General features: G+C 49.9%; 18 protein-coding genes. 10 read left to right on the top strand and 8 right to left on the bottom strand.

What is annotated here, in order from left to right:
• The first annotated feature begins 277 nt into the window (after positions 1–277).
• Both typA and G441_RS0108400 read left to right on the top strand, forming a co-directional pair.
• Positions 278–2,113 carry a translational GTPase TypA gene (gene typA / locus G441_RS0108405; protein WP_026375938.1) on the top strand — a complete coding sequence of 612 codons (1,836 nt, stop codon included), beginning with the start codon at positions 278–280 and terminating at the stop codon, positions 2,111–2,113.
• Between the two features lie 137 nt (positions 2,114–2,250).
• The gene (locus G441_RS0108400; RefSeq protein WP_026375937.1) at positions 2,251–3,381 is read left to right on the top strand and encodes a MalY/PatB family protein; all 1,131 of its coding nucleotides are present in this window, start codon (positions 2,251–2,253) and stop codon (positions 3,379–3,381) included.
• 8 nt (positions 3,382–3,389) lie between these two features.
• Here G441_RS0108400 and G441_RS0108395 read toward each other — a convergent pair whose 3' ends face one another.
• Complete coding sequence (locus G441_RS0108395; RefSeq protein ID WP_084407316.1) at positions 3,390–4,580, bottom strand: DUF418 domain-containing protein; 1,191 nt, start codon at positions 4,578–4,580, stop codon at positions 3,390–3,392.
• A gap of 82 nt (positions 4,581–4,662) precedes the next feature.
• Positions 4,663–5,844: an Nramp family divalent metal transporter gene (locus G441_RS0108390; protein WP_034474720.1), complete on the bottom strand. Its 1,182-nt coding sequence runs from the start codon at positions 5,842–5,844 to the stop codon at positions 4,663–4,665.
• Between the two features lie 186 nt (positions 5,845–6,030).
• Between G441_RS0108390 and ahr the strand changes: the two genes are divergently transcribed.
• Positions 6,031–7,032, top strand: coding sequence for an NADPH-dependent aldehyde reductase Ahr (gene ahr / locus G441_RS0108385; RefSeq protein ID WP_026375934.1), 1,002 nt, complete (start codon positions 6,031–6,033; stop codon positions 7,030–7,032).
• A 54-nt stretch (positions 7,033–7,086) separates the two neighbouring features.
• On the opposite strand, the gene G441_RS0108380 is transcribed toward ahr, so the two are convergent.
• Positions 7,087–9,300, bottom strand: coding sequence for a TonB-dependent receptor domain-containing protein (locus G441_RS0108380; protein WP_026375933.1), 2,214 nt, complete (start codon positions 9,298–9,300; stop codon positions 7,087–7,089).
• 88 nt (positions 9,301–9,388) lie between these two features.
• Between G441_RS0108380 and G441_RS0108375 the strand changes: the two genes are divergently transcribed.
• Positions 9,389–10,057 (top strand): UPF0149 family protein, encoded by a 669-nt coding sequence (locus G441_RS0108375; RefSeq protein ID WP_156896316.1) that lies wholly within the window; start codon positions 9,389–9,391, stop codon positions 10,055–10,057.
• A 17-nt stretch (positions 10,058–10,074) separates the two neighbouring features.
• Here the strand turns inward: G441_RS0108375 and folE are convergent, their stop codons facing one another.
• The 5 genes from folE to G441_RS0108350 all read right to left on the bottom strand — a co-directional run bounded on the left by folE (position 10,075) and on the right by G441_RS0108350 (position 15,185).
• Positions 10,075–10,629 (bottom strand): GTP cyclohydrolase I FolE, encoded by a 555-nt coding sequence (gene folE, locus G441_RS0108370; protein ID WP_026375931.1) that lies wholly within the window; start codon positions 10,627–10,629, stop codon positions 10,075–10,077.
• A gap of 90 nt (positions 10,630–10,719) precedes the next feature.
• Positions 10,720–12,789 carry an alpha/beta hydrolase family protein gene (locus G441_RS0108365; protein ID WP_026375930.1) on the bottom strand — a complete coding sequence of 690 codons (2,070 nt, stop codon included), beginning with the start codon at positions 12,787–12,789 and terminating at the stop codon, positions 10,720–10,722.
• Between the two features lie 9 nt (positions 12,790–12,798).
• A complete protein-coding gene (locus G441_RS0108360; protein ID WP_026375929.1) occupies positions 12,799–12,984 on the bottom strand; it encodes a hypothetical protein in 186 nt (61 codons plus the stop codon).
• A gap of 82 nt (positions 12,985–13,066) precedes the next feature.
• Positions 13,067–13,492 carry a CopD family protein gene (locus G441_RS0108355; RefSeq protein WP_026375928.1) on the bottom strand — a complete coding sequence of 142 codons (426 nt, stop codon included), beginning with the start codon at positions 13,490–13,492 and terminating at the stop codon, positions 13,067–13,069.
• Positions 13,493–13,505: 13 nt separating this feature from the next.
• On the bottom strand, positions 13,506–15,185 hold the full coding sequence (locus G441_RS0108350; RefSeq protein WP_026375927.1) for a chloride channel protein: 1,680 nt from the start codon (positions 15,183–15,185) through the stop codon (positions 13,506–13,508).
• Between the two features lie 131 nt (positions 15,186–15,316).
• Between G441_RS0108350 and G441_RS0108345 the strand changes: the two genes are divergently transcribed.
• The 6 genes from G441_RS0108345 to G441_RS0108320 all read left to right on the top strand — a co-directional run bounded on the left by G441_RS0108345 (position 15,317) and on the right by G441_RS0108320 (position 22,795).
• Positions 15,317–16,012: a DUF6776 family protein gene (locus G441_RS0108345; protein ID WP_026375926.1), complete on the top strand. Its 696-nt coding sequence runs from the start codon at positions 15,317–15,319 to the stop codon at positions 16,010–16,012.
• Positions 16,013–16,078: 66 nt separating this feature from the next.
• Positions 16,079–16,423 carry an iron-sulfur cluster insertion protein ErpA gene (gene erpA, locus G441_RS0108340; RefSeq protein ID WP_026375925.1) on the top strand — a complete coding sequence of 115 codons (345 nt, stop codon included), beginning with the start codon at positions 16,079–16,081 and terminating at the stop codon, positions 16,421–16,423.
• A 125-nt stretch (positions 16,424–16,548) separates the two neighbouring features.
• The gene (locus G441_RS0108335) at positions 16,549–17,685 is read left to right on the top strand and encodes an efflux RND transporter periplasmic adaptor subunit (protein WP_026375924.1); all 1,137 of its coding nucleotides are present in this window, start codon (positions 16,549–16,551) and stop codon (positions 17,683–17,685) included.
• Complete coding sequence (locus tag G441_RS18280) at positions 17,682–20,840, top strand: efflux RND transporter permease subunit (protein WP_084407315.1); 3,159 nt, start codon at positions 17,682–17,684, stop codon at positions 20,838–20,840. Before G441_RS0108335 ends, G441_RS18280 begins: the two co-directional genes overlap by 4 nt.
• Before the next feature lie 34 nt (positions 20,841–20,874).
• The gene (locus tag G441_RS0108325) at positions 20,875–22,221 is read left to right on the top strand and encodes a type 2 periplasmic-binding domain-containing protein (protein WP_026375923.1); all 1,347 of its coding nucleotides are present in this window, start codon (positions 20,875–20,877) and stop codon (positions 22,219–22,221) included.
• A gap of 1 nt (position 22,222) precedes the next feature.
• Positions 22,223–22,795 (top strand): glutathione S-transferase family protein, encoded by a 573-nt coding sequence (locus G441_RS0108320; protein WP_026375922.1) that lies wholly within the window; start codon positions 22,223–22,225, stop codon positions 22,793–22,795.
• Positions 22,796–22,799: the final 4 nt, after the last annotated feature.

The following is a 22,799-nucleotide window of genomic DNA, read 5'->3' as shown; positions in this document are numbered from 1 at the left end:
AAAGCCTGAGGTAAGCAATCGTGGCACCCATATTTTTGCGCTTACATTGAATCAATATAGTGCATGCCGCACTAAAATGATGCAGTCGCTGTCAGCTTCGGTCTGTGGCGGCCAACACATAGGCCGAGCAGTTCGACAATCACAGAAAGACATCGCCAAATAACGATTAACCCTGTACAATCCGCGCCCAATATTTAGCTGCCAGTGTAATGACCGTAAAACCGCTTGATGATGACTAGCGCGCCGGCCACTACCCCACCATTTGAGACCATTAAACATGACAGTTGAACAAACCTCAATCGACAAGTTGAGGAATATCGCCATTATCGCTCACGTTGACCACGGCAAGACGACCCTGGTTGACAAACTGCTACAGCAATCTGGCACGCTTGAGACCCGCGGAGAGGCCGAAGAGCGTGTGATGGATTCTAATGCCATTGAAAAAGAGCGTGGCATTACCATTCTGGCCAAGAACACCGCGATAAAGTGGAACGATTATCGTATCAATATCGTTGATACTCCTGGACACGCAGACTTCGGTGGTGAAGTTGAGCGCGTTATGTCAATGGCTGACTCGGTGTTGCTGCTGGTTGACGCGCAGGAAGGTCCCATGCCGCAAACCCGGTTTGTGACACAGAAGGCCTTTGCGCAAGGCTTGAAGCCGATTGTGGTCATCAACAAAATTGACAAGCCAGGTGCACGCCCTGATTGGGTAATGGATCAGGTGTTTGACCTGTTTGATAACCTGGGCGCGACAGATGATCAGCTTGATTTTCAGGTGGTCTATGCTTCGGCACTTAACGGTTGGGCATCACTCGATTATGAGCAGCCAGCGGAAGATATGACGGCGCTGTTTGAAACAATCGTAAGTCAGGTGGATGCACCAAATGCCGATATTGACGGCGCTTTCCAGATGCAGATTTCGCAGCTTGATTACAACTCGTATGTGGGCGTAATCGGTGTCGGCCGTATTAAACGCGGTAAAGTAAAAACCAATCAACAGGTCACCATCGTCGGCGCTGACGGTAAGAAACGTAACGGTAAGGTCGGTCAGGTATTGGGCTACCTTGGATTACAGCGACATGAAGTCGAACAGGCAACCGCCGGCGACATCATCGCGATAACAGGACTTGGCGAGCTGAAGATCTCAGATACCATTTGTGACGCCAACGAAGTTGAAGCATTGCCACCGCTGAGCGTAGATGAGCCTACAGTAACCATGACGTTCCAGGTCAATACCTCGCCGTTTGCCGGTAAGGAAGGTAAGTACGTTACCTCGCGTAATATACTCGAACGTTTGCAAGCTGAATTGGTACACAACGTAGCACTGCGCGTTGAAGAAACCGGCGATCCGGATAAATTCCGGGTGTCTGGCCGCGGTGAGCTGCACCTGGGTATTCTGATCGAAAATATGCGTCGTGAAGGGTATGAGCTTGCTGTTTCTCGTCCAGAAGTCATCATCAAAGAAGTTGATGGCCAATTGCAGGAACCCTTTGAGACATTAACAATTGACTGTGAGGAAGAGCATCAGGGCGCCATCATGGAACAGTTGGGGCTGCGCAAGGGTGAGCTGACTGATATGTCTCCGGACGGAAAAGGACGCGTCAGAATGGACTTCATGATCCCGAGTCGCGGCTTGATCGGTTTCCAGACTGAATTTATGACACTGACCTCTGGTTCCGGCCTTATTTATCACACGTTTGACCATTATGGTCCGCACAAAGGCGGCGTAATCGGACAGCGTAAAAATGGTGTGCTGATTGCCAATTCAGCCGGTAAGGCATTGACCAACGCACTGTTCAACCTGCAGGACCGCGGTCGCCTGTTTATTGGTCACGGGGTAGAGGTGTATGAAGGTATGGTGATCGGCATTCACAGCCGTGATAACGATCTGACCGTTAATGCATTGAAAGGTAAGCAGCTGACGAATATCCGTGCGGCAGGTACCGATGAAGCGCAGAATCTGGTGCCGCCTATCATCATGTCACTTGAGCAGGCGCTTGAGTTTATTGACGATGATGAGTTGGTAGAGGTGACGCCAAAAAGTATCCGCATTCGTAAGAAGCTGTTAACGGAATCTGACCGGAAACGCGCTTCACGAAGCAAAGAGTAAAACATTACGCCGCTCAATTGAGCGGCGTTTTTTTAGTGCGTCCGTCTAACAAAGTCAATAATCTTCTAAATCCCGGCTAGTGATTGAATTTGCTTTTGCTTTACACTCGAGTGTAAATAACTCGACAGCGATCTATTATGCAATTTGACCACACACACGACCGCAGCAGCACGTACGCATTCAAATGGGAAAAATATAAAGGCACAGATATTTTGCCTATGTGGGTTGCCGACACTGAGTTCAGGTGTGCCGAACCGATTATCGAGTCACTGCACGCCCGTGTTGAGCATGGTTTACTTGGGTACACACTGCCGGCCCAATACACACCTGCTAACCTTGCAGTGGCAAGTTGGTTAGGACGTCGTTATGGCTGGCAAATTGATCCGCAGTGGCTGGTATGGACGCCGGGTGTGGTGCCAGCGTTTAACGTCGCATGTAAGGCCTATTGTCGTAAAGGCGACAAGGTCATTGTACAGAGCCCGAATTATCCGCCGCTATTAGCTGCGCCTGCATTAAACGGTCTGCACAGACTAATGGTTGATACCCTTTGCATCGATGACCGCTGGACGCTCGATTTTGAGCAGTTAGAGCGTCACGCCAGTGATCCTGATTGTAAACTGATGATCCTATGTAACCCGATGAATCCGGTTGGCAGCGTTCTCAGACAACAGGAATTGGATCGTATTGCTGACATTTGTGTGCGACACAATGTGTTGCTCTGCTCTGACGAAATTCACTGTGATCTTATCCTTGACGACAAACTACAGCATCTTCCGGCAGGCGCCCATTCCGCCCTAGCCGAACGTTCTGTGACGCTAATGGCTGCCAGTAAAACGTTCAATATTGCCGGATTAGGTGCATCATTTGCGATCATTCCTGACCAAGATATGCGCAAACGCTTCACATCAGCGGCTGCTGGCATTGTACCCTGGGTGAATGTGTTGGGACTGGTTGCTACTGAAGCTGCCTTTACGCAGTGTGATGACTGGTATGAAAGTCAGTTAGTGTATCTGCGTGACAATCGTGATTATCTCGTACAGCAGATAAACAGCATCGATGGGTTAAGCACATTATCACCAGAAGCGACGTTTTTATTATGGGTGGATGGCTCTGCTTTGCAAACTGAAAATGTCCAGAGCTGGTTTGAATCGAAAGGTGTCGGCCCCTCACCGGGGGCAGATTTTGGCGCCAGGCAGTTTGCTCGAATCAACTTCGGTTGTCCAAAATCAATGCTTGAGCAGGCGGTCCAGCTTTTACAGGCAAAGTAAAACGGGTTTCAGCCTGGAATCGCACTGCGCCAGGCTGACTCCAGAGGGCCCTGTTTGAAGTAGTGTAACCATAAGCGACTGAATAGCCACTGGCAGACCAGGACGATAACGCCAATAGCCCATGCGGTCGTTAGCCCATAATAGCCACCCAGTGCAAATGCAAAGCCGTTAAACAGGATGATTGCCAGCACAGACTGCATGATGTAGTTGGTTAATGCCATCTTTCCTAACGGCACAAAGACCGTAAAGACCCGTCCCCATGATGACTGCATCATCAGTGCCAGAGCCGCTGCATAGCTGATTGCCAGTGGTACCACGCCCAGTGCATAAAATACGGTAACAAGGAGCTGATAAAGTGGGCTTTGTTCAGCGTAGAACATGGTATAGGCGATGTTAAAGGGAATACCTAGTAGTGCACCCGAGATCAGCAGTTTGACCAGCAGAGCGCGATTCTCCAGCAATCCATGCTGGATAATTTGTCGGCCGGCGACAACGCCGAGACACAGAATGCCAAAAATTTTGAATAATCTCCCTTCTGCCAGTACCAGACCAATGCGGATAAGCGGGTCATAGAATTTAGTGGCAGCATATAAACCTACATCATCGGTTTGTAGCACATAAAGCGCCTGTTCAAACGGATTACCGGCAGGCACGCCATGTTGCAAAACAGCTTGATCATACATGCCCAAAATAATACCGGGGTAAAACCCAACGACACCCATTAATAACGCATGGGCGACGGGCAGAAAGATGCAGACTATTCCCAGTGTAAGCAGCGCCTTATTAGACCAATGCATGACACTCAGCAGCAACAGACCGAGTAAGGCATAAAAGGTAATGATATCGCCCAGCCAAATAACCCACATATGAATAACAGCAATGCACAGCAGGATCAGCAGGCGTTTACGCATGTAAGTTTTATACGCTAGTAAATCACCATTGAAACGTTGTAGCTGGATCACCATGCCGATGCCGAACAATAAGCTAAACAGGGTGTAAAACTTGCCTTGTATAAACATCACCTGCAGTGTGGATAAGAATTCATCCATCGCCGCGGTGTTGAACGTTGCCGCATACTCAGGTGAATAGAAAAGTACGCCAGAAAAGACCATCAGATTGGCGAAAAAAATGAAGCAAATAGACATGCCGCGCAGAATATCGAGATATTCTATTCGCGCCATAGGAGTGACCGGATGCATAGCACGCCCCTTGTGCTGGTCAAATTATAACCGTATCACAAAAATACCAATTTACCAGTTGGCACAGCTGAGCCAAAAACGTTTATACAAGCGACAAGATTTTATAGACACCTAATCCGCTGACCAGTAGCACAATCAAACCGCCGATAAGATTCGATAAAGCACCATTGGTATGTTCCCCCAGAATGCGTTTGCTGTTCATCACCAACAACAGGAAAATCGCGATAATTGGTAGGAGTAATCCATTGGTGGCTTGCGCAAACAGGATTGCAATCAGTGGCTTAACGCCTAAACTGGCAAACAGGGCGCCGCTAAGCAATACCACCATCCATACCATTCTGAAGCGGCTATCTGTAAGTGTGGCTGGCCAGCCCACAGCGCCACACACAGCATAGGCTGCTGCTAAGGGTGCCGTTATCGCACTGGTTAAACCGGCTGCAAAAAATCCCGCAGCGAAGAAATAACCGGCTGCATTGCCGAGCAAAGGCTCTAGCTGACTGGCAATGTTTGACGCCGATAACTGCATACTGGACGCAAAAAATGCACTCGCTGCGGTGGATAAAATCGCCAGCGTGACCAAGCCCCCCAAGCCAATCGACAGTGCGGCATCTTTGCGATTTGCTGCCAATTTTTCGGAGATATGGGAATCAGACGACGTTGCTTGTGAAGAAGCGACAATACTGGCATGTAGAAACAGGTTATATGGCACAACGGTTGTGCCAACCAGCGCAATGACCATCAGTTCCGCGCCACTTGGCACCTGTATTTGCCAGATGCCATTTAACAAGAACGGCCAGTCTGGCCCGGCGATCAGCATGGTGACAATGAATACGACGCTCATTACACCGACCAATACAATAAGCGTGCGTTCAAGCAGCTGATATTTGCCCAACCACAACAGCACCGCCGCGACACTGGCAAGTGCCAGTACCCATACAGTAATAGGCGCGGATAAAAGTTGGCTTAACCCAAGTGCTGCACCGGTCAGGTTGCCGGCTTGATACGCTGCGTTGCCGATACCAATTGCTGCGATCACCAATAGCATGGCGAGCTTTGATAACAGTGGGTTACTGAGTCGGCTTTTCAGAGCCTCAGCTAACCCCTTACCCGTAACGATGCCTAAACGTGACGCCATTTCCTGTAATGTAAAGGTCGCAATGATCGAAAACAGTAGGGCCCACACTAGCGCATAGCCGAATTGAGCACCTGCCATACTCGCTGTTGTTACCGTGCCTGGACCGATAAATGCAGCAGTAACGAGCATGCCGGGATGACGTGTATTCACATGGAGACCTGAATCAGTTGCTGATGCGCTAACGCTATCACTTTGCTTTAACCGCGACAATTTTTGCTGAATAGTCAGCGTTTACGTCCATGCAACGACCCCACATGATCTACACTTGCTGTTTTACGTAGCAACCTTCACGCACAATCAACAAGGATACAACCAATGATAAAAGCTTATGCAGCTCGTGCCGCGGGTGCAGCCCTCGAAGCATTTGAATACGACCCGGGCCCGCTCGGTGCAGATGAAGTAGAAATTGACGTTGAGTCTTGTGGGATCTGTCATAGCGATCTGTCTATGCTGGATAACGAGTGGGGCATGACCGCCTATCCCTTTGTTCCCGGTCATGAAGTCGTCGGTATTATCAGTAAAGTCGGTGAAAGTGTGACGTCACTCAAAGCGGGACAGCGCGTCGGACTCGGGTGGCATGCAAGTTACTGCAACCACTGTCATACTTGTGACAGTGGCGACCACAATTTATGTGGTAGTGCTCAGCCGACCATCGCCGGCCGTCATGGCGGTTTTGCTGACAAAGTCAGAGCGCAGCACACAGCGGTAGTGCCTATCCCCGATGGTGTCAATCCGGACACAGCCGGTCCGCTGTTTTGCGGCGGTATCACAGTATTTAATCCGCTGGTGCAGTTTGATATCTCGCCTACCGCAGAAGTTGGTGTTATCGGTATTGGTGGCCTGGGCCATATCGCGTTGCAGTTCCTGCGCGCATGGGGCTGTAAAGTGGTCGCCTTTTCATCCAGCGAAGCGAAGAAAAAAGAGGCCCTGGAGCTGGGAGCGCATGAAGTCATCAATAGCCGTAATGATGACGAGATTAGCGCTGCAGCCGGTCGTTTTGACCTGATTATTTCTACTGTCAACGTCAAGCTCAACTGGGCGGCGTACATGTCAACGCTTGCGCCTAAGGGACGTCTACACTTTGTTGGCGCAACCTTAGAGCCGATTGAGATAGGCGCATTTGATCTGATTTCGGGTCAGCGTGCAGTATCGGGATCACCGGTGGGTAGCCCGGCAACGATAAAAACGATGTTAGATTTTGCGGCGCTGCACAATATTGAGCCTGTCACAGAGACGTTTAGTTTTGAGCAGGTCAATGAAGCCATCCAACGTCTGCGGGATGGTAAGGCGCACTACCGGATTGTGCTCAAACGCTAAAGTTGATTAATCGACCAATCAGGGGAGCATGACGCTCCCCTATTTTGTTAGTGATTAGAAAGACAGCCGAACACCTGTGGTAACGGCGCGGCCGGGCAGAGGTGCCTCATCCTTCAGAAACGACTGATGTACTCTGGCTTCCTGATCGGTCAGATTATTACCCTTCAGGAAGAAGATGAGTTCGTTGTTGCCTACCTGCGTGTAGTAATTTACCGAGGCTGACACCAGCGTGTAACCTTCAGTCTCTGTTTCATAAGCAGCAATGTTGTCTTGCTTAGCATAACGGGTAGCTGACAATTCAGCATGCCAGTTGTCAGCCTCATAGTGTAACTCAGCGCCAAAACGCATGGCCGGAATACGGGGCACGTTGCCACTGTCTAATTTCGCGCGTGTGTAGTCAGCGAATACATCTATGCGCCAGTTTTCATCCAGGTGCCAGTCGAGTTCGGCTTCAAACCCGTATAATTTCGCATCCTGCTGCTGGAAGATAAACACCGGCAGATCGTCGTCGTGCTCGTCAGCATGTTCGTCGCCATGCTCATCTGCATGCTCTCCCGCATGTTCTTCATCTTCTTCTTCGTGACCGTGCACATCTTCACCGGAAATATACAGACCCGTGTCCTGCTGGAACAGGTAATCTGCCACATCGTTATAAAACAGGCTGGCCATAAATGTGACATGCTCGCCAACATATCGATAGGTAAGGTCAAGGTTATTTGACACTTCTTTTTCGATTGCGCGAGTCGACTGTTCGATATGAAAACCGTCTTCTTCTGCTTCTATCTCGAAGCCAACACCCACTTCGTAGGTACTGGTTGAGATGTGCAGGCCGTTAGAAAATATCTCCGCTGCCGATGGTGCGCGCTGAGAGTAGGCATAATTAATCGCCACAGAGCTTTGCTCATCAATGGTCCATACGGTACCTGCTGATGCACTCAGCGCAGTAAATGACATGGTTGAAAAGTTGATCTCTTCACCATGGTCTTCGTCTGCGGTGTAAAAACTGTTATCAGGTGTATGTTGCGCATCCTCAATTCTGGCACCGAGCTGCCACAGAAAATTGCCAACCCGTTTTTCTTCTAACACAAACAGCGCAATGGTGCGGGTATCGACCGGTGGCGTGTAGGCTTCGTCTCCAATCGCTTCAAATTCGCTATCAGAGTAATGCAATCCGATTACGCCTTCCCATCCATCCAATGGCTGGTGGACTGTCCACAGGCGGCTTTCCAGCGTTTTGTTGGCGAAAGTGGTGCCGGGCATGCCGTCTTCGATTTCGCTATGTTGGTAATCGGTATAAGCATTGTGCCAATGCACTTCTTTGAACGTGCCGGGAAGATTTTGCCAGTCTAGCACTGCCTGAAAACGGTCTTGTTGCATATCAGCAAACACAAGTTCTTCTTCAGCATGCTCTTCTTCTGAGTGCTCGTCTTCATGCTCATCGCCATGTTCTTCACCGTGAGCATGCCCCGGGATCCCGTATAGACTATCTAATCTTCCATACGAAAAAGACGCTCTGGCATTGTCGCCAATCCACCCGGCGCCGACGGTAAACCCACTAGCTTCGATAGATGAACCTTCCAATTCGCCGTTTTCTTCTTCTCCACCTAATTCGGCAGAGCCGGGGATCTCGTAGTTGTCCGAGTCACGATCGAATGCATCAATGTGGAATGCAAAATCGTCTTTGCCAGCATCGAGGCTGAGATTAAACAAGTTTTCGTCGGCCACACTGTTAAATTGATATGCAGCTTCGCCCTCAAGGCCATAGACTCGTTGGCGTGGCAAACGATTATCTACCACGTTAACGACGCCGCCGATAGCGCCGCTGCCATACAACAAGGTTGCAGGTCCCCTTAGCACTTCTACCTGCGTGGCAGTTGATGTTTCAGTACTGACCACGTGATCCGGGCCTACTCGTGACGCATCTGACGCATCAAGTCCATTTTGAACGATTTTCACTCTGGGGCCATCCAGACCGCGAATGACCGGACTGGATGAGACGGGGCCGAAATAAGTAGAGTTTACGCCGGGCACGTTATTCAGGGTTTCACCTAAAGTGGCGGCCTGATTATTGCGCAAATCTTCACCTGCCAGCACGGAGACGGGTTGTGCGGTTTCCAGCACGGTGCGGTTTAGCGGCGTCGCGGTGATGGTAATTTGCTCGATAGTTTGCTCGTCACGCTGTTTCTGCGTTTGTTGAGCATTAGCCACCGATGCTGAAATCACCCCCAGTACAGCAATTGAGACAACGGAAAACGGAAAACGTCGCATGGTTGAGTTCTCTGTGAAATAAGTTATGTGATAATGTAACAGTTGTTACAGTATAACGTTTTAGCGGGACGTATTGTCAAGAGCCTTTTTGCGCAGAAAAATCTGTGAGAGCATAAGGAAAAACCTTACGACGTATTTTTACATGCTCGATTGCCTCAAAGCCTTATATGCCGAACCTAGTACAAGTGCACTTTTGCATGATGCTGACTACGTTGAGGGGGTCGTGTTTGGTGTCGCGGCAGCGCCAGAAATTCCTATGCCGGATCGCTGGTTGGTGTGGGCGCTGTCTGAGCGCAATAGCTTTGTCAGTGAAGCGCAGGCTGATAGCGTCGGAGAGGGATTATTATCGGTGTTACGCCATCAGCTGGCGTTGATGCGGGATAGCCGTATAGCCTTGCCGAATCGATTTGAATGCCCGCAGCCACCTTATTCCGACGTTCCTGTAAGCAGGTGGTTTAACGGCCTTCTGGTTGCACATCAGCATCTCGATCAGGTGTGGGTGCAGGCATGGGAGAGGATGACTCAGGCACAGCCCAGTCAGGCTGAGGTGTTAGCCAAAGATCTCGGCCACTGTCTGAAAGTGTTTTCAACTTTTGCAGATGTGCCCTTGGCGCTTGAGCAGGGTAAACCGGGCCTGGAGGCGCACTTACCGATGATTTTCAAGTCGCTGAATCAGTCGCTGGCAACTTACGTTAAAGTGGCAGGTGCGCTGGCTGCGCATCTGCCCAATCAGTTTGAGACATTTGTGAAAAAATAATCGAGCGTTTGACGAAATTACTTACCGATCAGTCGCAAAAATTCATCTCGCGTGGCCTGAGAATCGCGTAAATCTCCCAACATCACTGACGTGACCATCGATGAGTTTTGTTTTTGTACCCCGCGCATCATCATGCACATATGCTTGCCTTCCATGATCACGCCGACGCCTTTTGCATTGGTGACCTGTTGGACCGCTTCAGCGATTTGTTTAGTCAAGCCTTCCTGAATTTGTAATCGGCGTGCGTACATATCGACGATGCGAGCAAATTTTGACAAACCTAACACTTTATTGTCGGGTAAATAGGCGATATGACAACGGCCAATAAAAGGCAGGACATGGTGCTCGCATAGTGAGTAGAACTCGATATCCTGTACCACCACCATTTCATCTGTATCAGATTCAAATATTGCCCCATTGACGACGTCATCAAGGCTAAGATTGTAACCTGCGGTCAGGAACTGCATTGCTTTTGCAGCTCGCTTCGGCGTATCCAGTAGTCCGTCGCGCGTCACATCTTCTCCAAGCAGAGAAATGATCTTTTCGTAATGGCCTTTTAATTCGTCACTCATTTCAGGCGTTCTCGTTATTCCTGCGGCAGTGCTGTGGCAGCACAAATAAAATAGCCCTAAAGTTTACCACGGCCACCCGTGCTATGCGACTCAAGGTTGAGTGGTCGTGGCCCCATCCTGTGTGTCGGTCGGCAGGTAATTCTGATGGTCGAGCCCAATAGCTGGTTGTGTGCCTTGCGGATTGTCAACAAAATGACCAATCCAGCGCATCATACGTGTTGCGTAGTCAAACTGCTCTGCCGCGCGCGTTAAACCATGGCCCGCGTGGGGGTAGAGCACCAGCCTTACGGGTGTGTCAGATTGATATTTTAGGTGCTGATACATTTCCAGTGACTGACTGTAGTGCACGCGGTGGTCCTGTTTGCCATGCAGCAATAACAAAGGCGTGGTGGCCTCATTGGCGTAATAAACCGGGCTGCGATTCATTAGCCACTGCCAGTCTTGCCAGGGCCACTGCAGGGCATGCTGATAGACTAATTCGGCAGGAATATCAGATGTACCAAACTTGGATAGTTGGTTACTTATGCCCATACCGGACACGCTGACAGCAAAATGGTTCGTGAATCGAGTCGCTGCCCATGCGGCGGCATAGCCACCATAAGAGATGCCGGCGATGGCGACTTTTCCGGCATCAGCCAGTCCACGTTCGACTAAAAACTGCTTGGCTGTGAGGATGTCGTTAAACTCGGCGCCCGCATAGTCCCCCTGACCAGCCTTTGAAAATGCCACACCTCGTGCCGTTGATCCCCGATAATTCAGTAAAAAAGAAGCAAATCCCTGACTTGCGGCGAAATGTACAGGCTGGGTGTAGTCACTTAACCATCCATTCGATATATGACTCTCTGGTCCTCCGTGCACAAACATGATCAACGGCGGTGGCATCGTCTTTTTTTGTAGCGGCGAAACGTACATGCCTTGCAGCTCAACGTTGTCTGCCGTGGTTAACGTTAACGTGCGTTGGTCGGCAAGCTGCACGTCTCTCAGCCAGGGATTTGACAGGGTCGCTCTGGCGGCGGTGACACCGCGTTGCCAGTACACTTCCCGCGGATGCTTGGAACGATGTAGTACAATCGCTAGATCCTGACCGTCACGGCTTGCGGTGATACGCTCTGCAATACCGTTGTTGTCCAGCAAGGTTCGAAATTTTTCGCTGTTTTGGTCGATTGACTTAACGCCCACGATACTTTCCACGCCGCGGTGTGCGACAAACGCAATACGCTGCGCCGACAGCCAGGCAATGTCGCGCACATGTCCGTCAAAGGGCTCGATAAGATTGATCACGTGTCCTTCATCAACACTGGCAATGAGCAAACGACCTTCTTTTGGATCACTCATGTCGTTCGTGCCAATCATCGCAATGTGATTGTTGTCTGGCGACAACAGTACCCTGCCCAGCTTACCTGCGTGCCTGAATGACTTAATATGTTGCCCATTGATCTCCATCACGCTAAGTCGCGCATAGAGCAACTGATCATGGGTAGTGGGGGAATCACTCCAGACCAGCAGCATTTTTTCTCCATCATTGAATGGCTGCGCCGATATGACGTGACCGCTTACCGGGACCTTTCGGCTGTACCAGCCTTCTTGCGGGTCATAAGTAGCTGTAAAAAGCGTCTGCTGCGGATACTGTTGTTCGTATACCTGAGCGTCAAATCCAAATTCATGCAGTTGCTTCTCGGCATCACTGGTCTGAGCGAGAGTCCACCACATTAATATTGAGCTGTTGCTGGACAGGTTAAAGCTCTGTACATCCCCCTGTTGCTGGTCAATTCTTTGCAATTGTTGATGTTGCATGTCAAAGGAATACAAGCCGGTAGACGCATCTTCTGCGCGCCGGGCATTAAAAATAAGGGTATGGTTGTTCAGCCAGCGCACCCTACCAACCACTACGTTACCGGTCATTACCGGGAGATTTTTGCTGCGTCTATCAAGTACGTATAATTCGCGATGATTCTGACCCTTGGTATCGATATACACTCGCCGCGGCAAGCTTACCGTGTAGGCGATATGTTTGCCGTCGGGGGCCATTTCTGCCGTCATGACTTCGCGCATCTGGGTCATATTTTGCAGCGACATCGGCGCTGCCAGAATTGGCCCTACCAGAAGTAAAGTGGGCAGAAGACTGAAGAGACCTACAATACTCAGCCGTAACGAACTCATGGCGTGTGGTTAATGATGACCTGAAAGTTTGCGATCCAACGATTCACGTAGCTCGCTAACGTAGTGTTCCAACGCCTGTTTGGCCTCTTCATAGGCTTGATGCCGTTCGCTGCTTTCAGGCTCTTCACTGAGCAGTCGAAACGTTTCATCGGTGTGTGCGATTAAGGCTCTTAACCTTTGATTATTGTCGTCCATGCTCGCTGTCCTTCCTGTGCACCAATTTGTGGTGTGATTATTTTTTGACCGTCACGTCTATGCCAAGTTCAACGCTATCCAATCAAATCGGTTTTACCACTGCCAGAATCACCACCGCCAGAATCACTAAGACCGGTAATTCGTTGATAACCCGATAAAATTTATGGCCGTGACGATTGCGGTCGGCGGCAAAGTCGCGCAGTAGCTTGTACAAGTAAAAATGATAGGCATACACACCTATCATCAGTGCGATTTTCACATGCAACCAAGTCGATGCTGCAAACCAGGCAGCGCCATAGGAAATGATCAACCAAATCCCGAATACCAATGTCAGTATGGCAAATGGCGTCACAAACCACCAAAGTTTTCGTTCCATAATGATAAATTGTTGTTTGGCTTCCTGGCTGGTGGTCATGGCGTGGTACACAAACAAACGAGGCAGATAAAATAATCCCGCCATCCAGGCCAGCATAACGAAGATGTGCAATGCTTTAAGCCATAAAATCATGCTGTCGCTCCTATCAGAATTGCTCGCGCATCAGATAACTGTGCAGGTAGTTCCAGGTGATCACGCCGACGATGTTTTCCGGCACAGTATCGTAGACATATACTCCGCCCTCGCGTCGTTTAGAGAGTATTTCGTACACTTCAGCAAGAGTCGCCTGAGAATGAATGCCTTCCATGTCGTAAAAGCGCAGCGGTGCTGTCTCGTGTCCCAGGCTAACATCGTATTGCACCAGTTGATAATGAACATCAATTTCAAAGGTTAACTGTTGTACCACCGGATGGGTTGGAGATTTCTCCAAAAAGGCCAGAATCGCACTTTCAGGAGCACTTTTGTATTGCTTGAATTCACTGTCCATGCAGGCCAGTACGCCGGTCTTTTGTAACGTCTCCTGCACTGATGACGTGGTATAGCGCAGTTTTTGGTAATCCAGTTGGCGAATGAATATCGAGCGGTTACCCAACAGCTGGGTGGAGGTGACATAGGCAGGCACAATGACCAGCATGGCAGGCAGAATAACACCAGGACTAAACGATAGCTCCATTACCGATGATAACGCCGCAAGCGGTGCGTGCAGAACCGCAGTAAGCATGCCAGCCAGACCAAGTAGAGCAAAGTTATCCGTTAGTTCAGCAGTATCTGTGAAAGCCGACAATGGGGTTAACAGCAACACACCAAACAGCATGCCTATAACCATCACTGCACCAATTATGCCGCCCGGCACACCCAGAGCAATCGCAAACACGGCCAATACCAGTTTGCTAGCCAACACTGCGAGCAGTAAGAACAACGAAGGCTGCAGATCAAAGAATGCATAAAGCGCATCAAAGTTAGCCCCCATAGCATGGGGCAAAACGGCACCAAACAGCCCGGTGACCAGGCCCGCTAGCAGCAGGCGGTTGACCATGGATACCGGTCTGAACCAGCGCATTACCCTCATTAACTGATTGTTGAAAAGTGCAGCCAGTGCGCCAAGCATGATACCTACTAATACTAAGTACAGATAAATCCAGCCACCGACATGGTTAAATTCGACAACACTGAGCTCATGACCCGCGCCGAAAACCCAACGAGTTAATAGAGAGCCGCATGCAGCGGCCAGCATGACAGGCACAAAAATGTGGATTTTATACTCTCGCAACACCACTTCCATTACGAAAATAACGGCAGCGAAAGGGGTATTGAAAGAGGCGGAAATACCTGCAGCTATGCCACAGCCCGCCAGAATGCGGATACTGTTATAGGGGAGTTTTAACCATTCGCCGAGAATACTGCTACCTGCGGCACCGATATGTACGGACGGACCTTCACGACCCACCACGAAGCCGCCCGCCAGCGCCAGCATGCCACCAAAAAATTGATTGATAGTGGTACGGAAGGGGATCACGCCGTAATGCCGCTTGACCCTGTGAATCACAAAAGGAATGCCCATTCGATAGTGTCGGAAGCCCGTGATCCAGGCCACGATAACAATACACATTGCTGCCCCGACCGGTAACAAAAGTCTGTAATACCAGGCTAACGTGTTAAACTCACCGATAGTAGCGAGGTAGTGCAGCTGCACCCACTCCAAACCAAGACGGAAAAGAATAATCAGGCCAGCTGCGGACACGCCACCCATGATGCCCAGTACGCACAGCTGAACGGATGTGCGCGGATGAGCTAATTCGTAGCGTAAGGCCTGAAGCGTCGTCATTGGACCGAGTGATAAGTGACGGTGAACACTCTCTACAGCTTAACACAAGTGTCTGTATTCAAAAGAGTTCATATGAAATCATTGTGCGTCTATTTTGTTGTAGTCCTAACGCTGTACAGGACGTTCAGTTAATGGCTGAAAAAGCATCGCGGCCCCTGAGTTATTACGTCGTGCTGGTTGGCGTAATGGCGATCTGTACGTATCTTGGTTATGCATTGGGCTCTCTGCATGAGGCCCGCCAGCAAACGCGCATAAACACATTGCAGCATACCGTTGATAATCTTAGACAGGAAAACGACACCCTGACTCGTGACTTGAACGTACTCGGTGTTGAGTTGGAGGTACAGAAACTCGCTGTCACACAGACTCAACAACAACTTGAAGCTCAGCAACAACAACAAGAGGCTGTGCAGCGCGAGTTGGCTTTTTATCAACGGGTGATGGCACCTGAGTTAACTCAGGAAGGGTTTGTGATTGAAGGTTTGCAATTTACGCCCACGTCTTTGCCCCGTCATTACCGGTTCGAGTTGGTTCTATTGCAACAGGACCAAATCAAAAGCGTGATCAACGGCACGTTGCAGATAGTTGTTGAGGGCAGCCAGAACGGTGCTCCGGTTCGGTTTAGGCTTAGTGAACTGTTGCTGCCCGAATCGGCTGATATCGACCGTTTCAGTTTCAAATATTTTCAGCTGATAGATGGGGTGGTGAGTTTGCCCGAAGGCTTTGTGCCAGAGCAGATTACGGTTAATACCGAAATTTACCAGTTTCGTCGAAAACGTGGGGAGTTGTCCCGCACCTTTATGTGGGGAGATATCCAGAATACTTGATAGGAATAGTCAAGTATTGGATAATCTGCAAGCTCGACGTATCACCTTTGATAAGAGGATGTCTGCATGTCGGTAGAAACCGCATTGCCAATTGAATTCACTGATGCAGCTGCACACAAAGTAAAAGCGCTGATTGAAGAGGAGGAAAACCCTAACCTCAAGCTGCGTGTTTACGTTACCGGCGGTGGGTGCTCTGGTTTTCAGTATGGCTTCACCTTCGATGAGAAAGTCAACGAGGGAGACATGACTATTGATAAGCATGACGTGACCCTTGTCGTTGATCCAATGAGTTTGCAGTATCTTGTCGGTGGTGAAGTGGATTATACGGAAGGCCTCGAAGGCTCACGCTTTCTGGTCAACAATCCAAATGCGACGACCACCTGTGGTTGTGGTGCCAGTTTCAGCATCTAATGCCGAATTACGTGCTGCTTTTGACGTGATTTGAAACAAATTCACCATAACTTTTCACAAACTCGTATAAGACAGCCGCGCACGTTCGCGATAAAATATTGACCTTAATTTATTAAGGGAATTTTATGTCCGCGGAACAGTCTTTTTTTGCCAGGATCCGACAACGCCTCATCCAACAGCCCGTGTGGGTGGCGCTGCTAGTGGTCATTGCGCTTATTTTATGGCTGGCTAGCGGCTCAGAGCACAATATCCCATCTAACCCGAGAACGACGTCATCAACTGCTGTGGCGCTGGCCAAAGTGCAGGCAACCAGGATGGCAGCACAACCTGTTAGTCGTGAAGTGACCTTGTATGGTCGAACCGAACCCGATCGCACGGCAACCTTGCGTGCGGAAGTGCAGGGACAGATACAAAAAATCTTGGTAGACGAGGGTGTCGCCGTACGGCAGGGACAGGCGCTTTTTGAGATTGACAAAAATGACCTTGCGAAGCGTATAGAGTCGGCACAGGCCCTGTTAGCACAGCGACAAATAGAATTGCAGGGGGCCAGGCAACTCGACAAACAAGGCCTGCAATCGCAGTCTGCGTTAGCCGCAGCTCAGGCTAATCTTCAGATGGCCCAGGCGCAGCTTACATCCTTGCAACTGGCACTTGAAAATACCACGGTTACTGCACCATTCGACGGCGTGCTTGAACAGCGTTTTGTGGAAGTGGGGGACCTTGTTAGAGAGGGCGACAGAATTGCTAGCGTTGTTGACCTTGATCCGCTGGTAATACGTGCAGAAGTCACTGAGAATCATGTCTATCAGGTAACTAAAGGCCAGCAGGCGATTGGCCGTCTGGTGTCAGGCGACATGCTGCAGGGCACGGTTCGATATGTTTCCAAAGTCTCGCAGCCAGGCACCAACACGTTTGCATTGGAAGTGGCGGTAGCTAACACGGACACCCGTTACGTGGCGGGAATCAGTACCGAGCTGTCCATTCCTTTGGAGCAAACCATGGCAGTGAAAATTACGCCTTCAGTGATGTCATTGGATGAACAAGGAAATCTAGGCGTCAAAGTGGTGCGCAATGAGCAGGTACACTTCGTGCCTATCGATATTGTGAAAAGCGACCGCGAAGGTGTGTGGCTGGCTGGTTTAGGCGAACAAGCTGACGTGATCACGTTGGGCCATGGCTATGTCAGACATGGCGATCGGGTAGAAGTGTCGCTTGTAGAGGCTCCTCAGAGCAGCGCTGCTGTGCTGGAGAAGCGCCAGTGAGAACACTGATTGACGCTGCTCTGGCGCGAACACGTACGGTAATCATGTTGTTTATCCTGCTGCTGATTGCAGGCTCCATGACCTACATTGCCATTCCCAAAGAATCCAACCCTGATATTCCGATCCCGTACATATACGTATCGATTGTGCATGATGGGATTTCACCTGAAGACGCGGCGCGGATGCTGGTCAAACCCATGGAGCGAGAGCTTCGCAGTATCGATGGGATCAAAGAAATGCGCTCCACCGCAGGTGAGGGATATGCCAACATCACGATGGAGTTTTTTGCTGGCATGGATTCCAGCGACGCGCTGGCCGATGTGCGAGATAAGGTCACCGTAGCCAGGGCAAAACTGCCTTCAGAATCAGAAGAGCCCACTATTCATGAAGTCACCATGGCCGGACAGGAAGCGGTTATTACGATCGTGTTATCAGGCGAAGCATCACAGCGTGCCCTGTTAACGCTGGCTCGGGAGCTGAAAAACCAGATAGAGGGCCTTGAAGAAGTTCTTGAAGTGGATATCGGTGGCGATCGCGAGGACATGGTTGAAGTGATTGTCGACCCACTGTTAATGGAATCTTACGGACTCGATCAGAACGATATATTTACGCTGTTATCGCGCAACAACCGCTTGGTACCTGCTGGAACGCTGGATACTGGACACGGCAGTTTTGCGGTCAAAGTACCATCCGTATTTGAATCTGTGAAAGATGTGATGGAACAACCGGTCAAAGTTGACGGTGAGCAGGTCATCACGTTCCAGGATGTGGCACAGATCCGCCGCGCCTACAAAGATCCCTCCAGTTTTGCGCGTCTGAACGGCAATACTTCAGTGTCACTTGAGGTCAAAAAACGTCCTGGTGAAAACATTCTGATCACCGTGGATAAGGTTAAGGCGCAGGTTGAGGCGCAGCGACAGAGCAGTTTGTGGCCTGCCAACATTTTGCTGACGTATACAGGCGATCGCACTGAAGACGTGACGTTGATGCTAAATGATCTACAGAATAATGTGTCTAGTGCGGTGATTCTGGTTGCGGTAGTGATAGTCGCTATATTGGGTTTACGCACCGCGGCCCTGGTTGGTATCTCTATTCCGGGCTCGTTTCTGACCGGCATTCTGCTGGTTTCATTGTTTGGCTACACGATGAACATGGTGGTGTTATTTTCACTCATCATGGCAGTAGGGATGTTGGTCGATGGCGCCATTGTGGTGACCGAATATGCAGATCGCTGCATGAGCGAGGGAATGCCACGCAAGCAAGCTTATGCGGAAGCCGCCAAGCGCATGGCATGGCCAATTACCGCCTCCACGGCGACCACACTGGCTGCTTTCGCCCCCCTGATGTTCTGGCCCGGAATGATGGGTGAGTTCATGAAATTTCTGCCATTTACGCTGATTGCGGTGTTGTCAGCATCACTTTTGATGGCACTTATTTTTGTTCCTACCATGGGTGCGTTGTTTGGTAAGCCACGCTATGTCAGCGATGACGCAAGACAACAGTTGCTCGATGCGGAGCAGGGGGATATCTCTCATTTGCATGGTTTGACCGGGCGCTATGTTACGTTGTTAGCGAAGGCTATTCGCCATCCGAAAAAAATTCTTGTTAGCGCAATTGCCATCGCCGCACTCGTCTATACGGCATATTACCAATCAGGACTGGGAACAGAATTTTTCCCCCATGTTGACAGCCCCGGCGTGAATATCACGGTACGTTCAACCGGCGACATGTCGATTTATGAAAAAGACAGCATCATGCGTGATGTGGAAAGCCACCTGTTTGATATGCAGGAAGTAGAAACCTTGTATTCCCGAACCGGTGGACGGGATCAGATAGGTTACATTCGTCTAAATCTGGTTGACTGGCAGGACCGACGTCATTCAGACGAAATCCTTACCGACGTAAAGACCCGTATTGGCGGATTACCTGGGCTGGATATTGAAATCGCGCCTGACCAGGACGGTCCACAGTCTGGAAAAGACCTGCAAATTCAGCTTACCTCAAAGTTCCCGGAATTGCTTAATGAGGCAGCCCTGACTATCCGTAAAGCGCTTGAAAACAACGATAGCTTCACCGCGATTGGTGATACGGCCAGTAAGCCGGGTATTGAGTGGCGGCTAAGTGTTGACCGCAGTGATGCTGCCCGCTTTGGTGCTGATGCCTCTCTGGTGGGGAATACCGTGCAATTTGTCACCAATGGTCTGAAAATCGGTGAATATCGACCTGACGATGTAGATGATGAATTGGATATTCGGGTGCGCTACCCGGTGGAAAGTCGATATATCGGTCAGCTCGATAGTCTGCGCATGAAAACATCCAGCGGCATAGTACCCATATCGAATTTTGTCGAGCGCGTCGCGCAGCCCAAGACGGATATCATCCGCCATATCGATGGCCGTCAGGCCATTACTGTAGAAGCGAACATGGTGCCCGGTAAACAGCTCAGCCTTGAGTTGCCCAAGTTGCAACAGCAGCTACCCGAGCTGGGCTTAGACCCTCGTGTTGAGATCAGTGTTGTCGGGCAAAACGAGCAGCAGCAGGAATCTTCTGCTTTCTTGCAAAATGCATTTATGGTCGCGTTATTTATCATGGCGATCATTCTTGTGACCCAGTTCAACAGCTTTTATCAGGCCTTTCTGATCTTAAGTGCAGTGCTATTTTCTACCGTTGGCGTTTTCCTCGGGCTGGTGATATTCCAGCAGCCCTTTGGCATTGTCATGTCAGGCATTGGCGTGATCGCATTGGCAGGGATTGTGGTGAACAACAATATCGTATTGATCGATACCTACAATATCTTGCGACAGCAAGGAATAGAGCACGTCGAAGCGATTTTGCGCACCGGTGCGCAGCGTCTTCGTCCGGTGCTGATGACAACAATAACCACGGTTTTAGGATTGATGCCTATGGTACTCGGGGTTAACATTGACTTTTTTAATCGCAACATTGCGGTCGGTGGGCCGTCTACCCAGTGGTGGACGCAACTGGCGACGGCAGTGGCGGGCGGACTGACATTTGCCACCTTGCTGACACTGATTTTGACGCCATGTATGCTGGCGCTGAGAAAACCTAAAGATGACAAGGCACGTCACCAATCACAAACAATTCAAGATATGTCGTCACCACAGCCTGAAGCGAAGGTGGTGGGGATCCGCTAAACACAGGGTTCGCTTGTTGATAGCTGGCGCTTGTTTGCTGGCTTCACATTGGGCCTTTGCACAGCTGCCACAAATTATCCTAGATGGCAAAGGCGATGAGCCTGCAGCAATGTTCGTGCAGGCGCTTCTTGAGCGTGCCTATGGCAATTTGGGTTATCAGATAGAATATCGGTCTATGCCTCTGGCACGCAGCTGGGTAGAGGCAAACGCTGGCCGACTTGATGGTCTGCGCGCCAGAATTGACGAAGCCGCAGCGACTTACCCTAACTTGGTCAAAGTACCCTTCACTCTGTTTGAATTCAAATTGTTACTAGTGGGCGATCGTCGTCGCTGTGGTGCCTGTGACTTAAGTCAAATTGAGAGTGTTGCAACGGTGCGAGGATTACGCGCCGTCAGTGAAGAGTTAAAAGACAGACTGTCCGCCATTGAACTGGTTGAATTAACCACGCCAGAGCAGGTACTGACGTTACTGGAGGGCGAGCGGGTGGATGCCATTCTACTCGCTGATCCGATGCTGCCACCTGACTTTTTTGGCACCAACCCTCATTGGATTCAGCACGCGCTGGTCACTTATCCCGATTACCATTATCTGAACAAACGCTATTCGCCATTGGCTGAGTCACTCGCACAGGAGCTTATGAGACTGGAAGAGCTAGGAGAGGTAGCGCTATTACGTGAGCGTTACGGCATGACGCGTCCTCAGCCAGAAGCAGAAGAGTGGATATCGGTACCCTCAAGTATTACCGCCGTGTCAGGTCAATGGCCTGCAGCTCAGGCTAATTCAGGCGTGTATAAAGCACTGTTTACTGACAGTGTGAGCGTAAACACCAATTATCAGAATGTCAGTTGGAAGCGAGCAAAAGATCTTTTTGCATCAGGACAGGCAGACGTACTTGTTGGTGCCTACCAGTTTGAAAATGCTGATGGTCTGCTGTCAGACTTGCACATTGATTATCAGACCGCTATCACCGCGTTTGCTAAAGACAATGCGACATTAACCTTGTTCGAGACCCAACCGCAGTCTGTCAGCGTTTGCTACGTGCGGGGATATGACTTTGACCAGTTGTTAACAACCCAGCAAAAAATCATTGAAGCTGAGGACCTGTCAACCTGTTTTGAATTGTACGAAACCGGCTTTGCTGATGTCATAATTGATTACCCTAAATCTCTGTTTGCAGATAAAGGTTTACAGCGTATGACGGTGTTCGAGCCGCAGCCGCTGTTTGTCGTATTCCAGAATAATGATAACGGTAGGGCGTTAAAAGCCAGTTTTGATAGGGGATTGAGAGAGATAGTGGTGTCGGGGCGTTTATCCAACTATTATTCTCAACAGTCTGATTATGACAGCGCAAAACTGAATGTTCGCCGGGAAGGAGAGTGAGATGAAACTGTATGGTTCAACAACATCACCTTTTGTTCGTCGCCTGCGGATTTGGCTTGCCAACGTAGAGCATGAGTTTATCAACATGGAAATTTTCGAAGGTGAAGACCGTGAGCTCTTGGCTCGTCGCAATCCGACAATGAAAATTCCCATGTTGGATGATGATGGACAGACGATTTTCGACTCACGCGTCATTTTCCGCTATTTGACCGAGAAGCTGGATTATCCGCGCTTAAGCTGGGCGCAGGAAAATCAGCTTACACTGATTGATGCGGTGAATGATTCATTAGTGCAAATGCTGTTATTACAACGCTCCGACTTCGATACAAAAGACGATCGCATGTATTTCAAGTTGCAGCGCGAAAGAGCCGACAATGCGCTGCAACATCTGGACGATTTGGTTGAACAGGGACACTTTTCAGACTGGAATTATCCCACTATCTGTCTGTTTTGCCTGATCGACTGGATAGAGTTTCGCAATATGCACGATCTCGCCTCGTTTCGTCACCTGCTGGCGATGCGCAATGAACACGCACAGCGCATCGAAGCGACCGCAACAGATCCGCGCCACTGATATC

Source organism: Aestuariibacter salexigens DSM 15300, assembly GCF_000429145.1.
Taxonomy (GTDB): domain Bacteria; phylum Pseudomonadota; class Gammaproteobacteria; order Enterobacterales; family Alteromonadaceae; genus Aestuariibacter; species Aestuariibacter salexigens.
The sequence above is the reverse complement of the archived record's forward strand: the minus strand, read 5'-3'. Positions and strand labels throughout refer to the sequence as shown.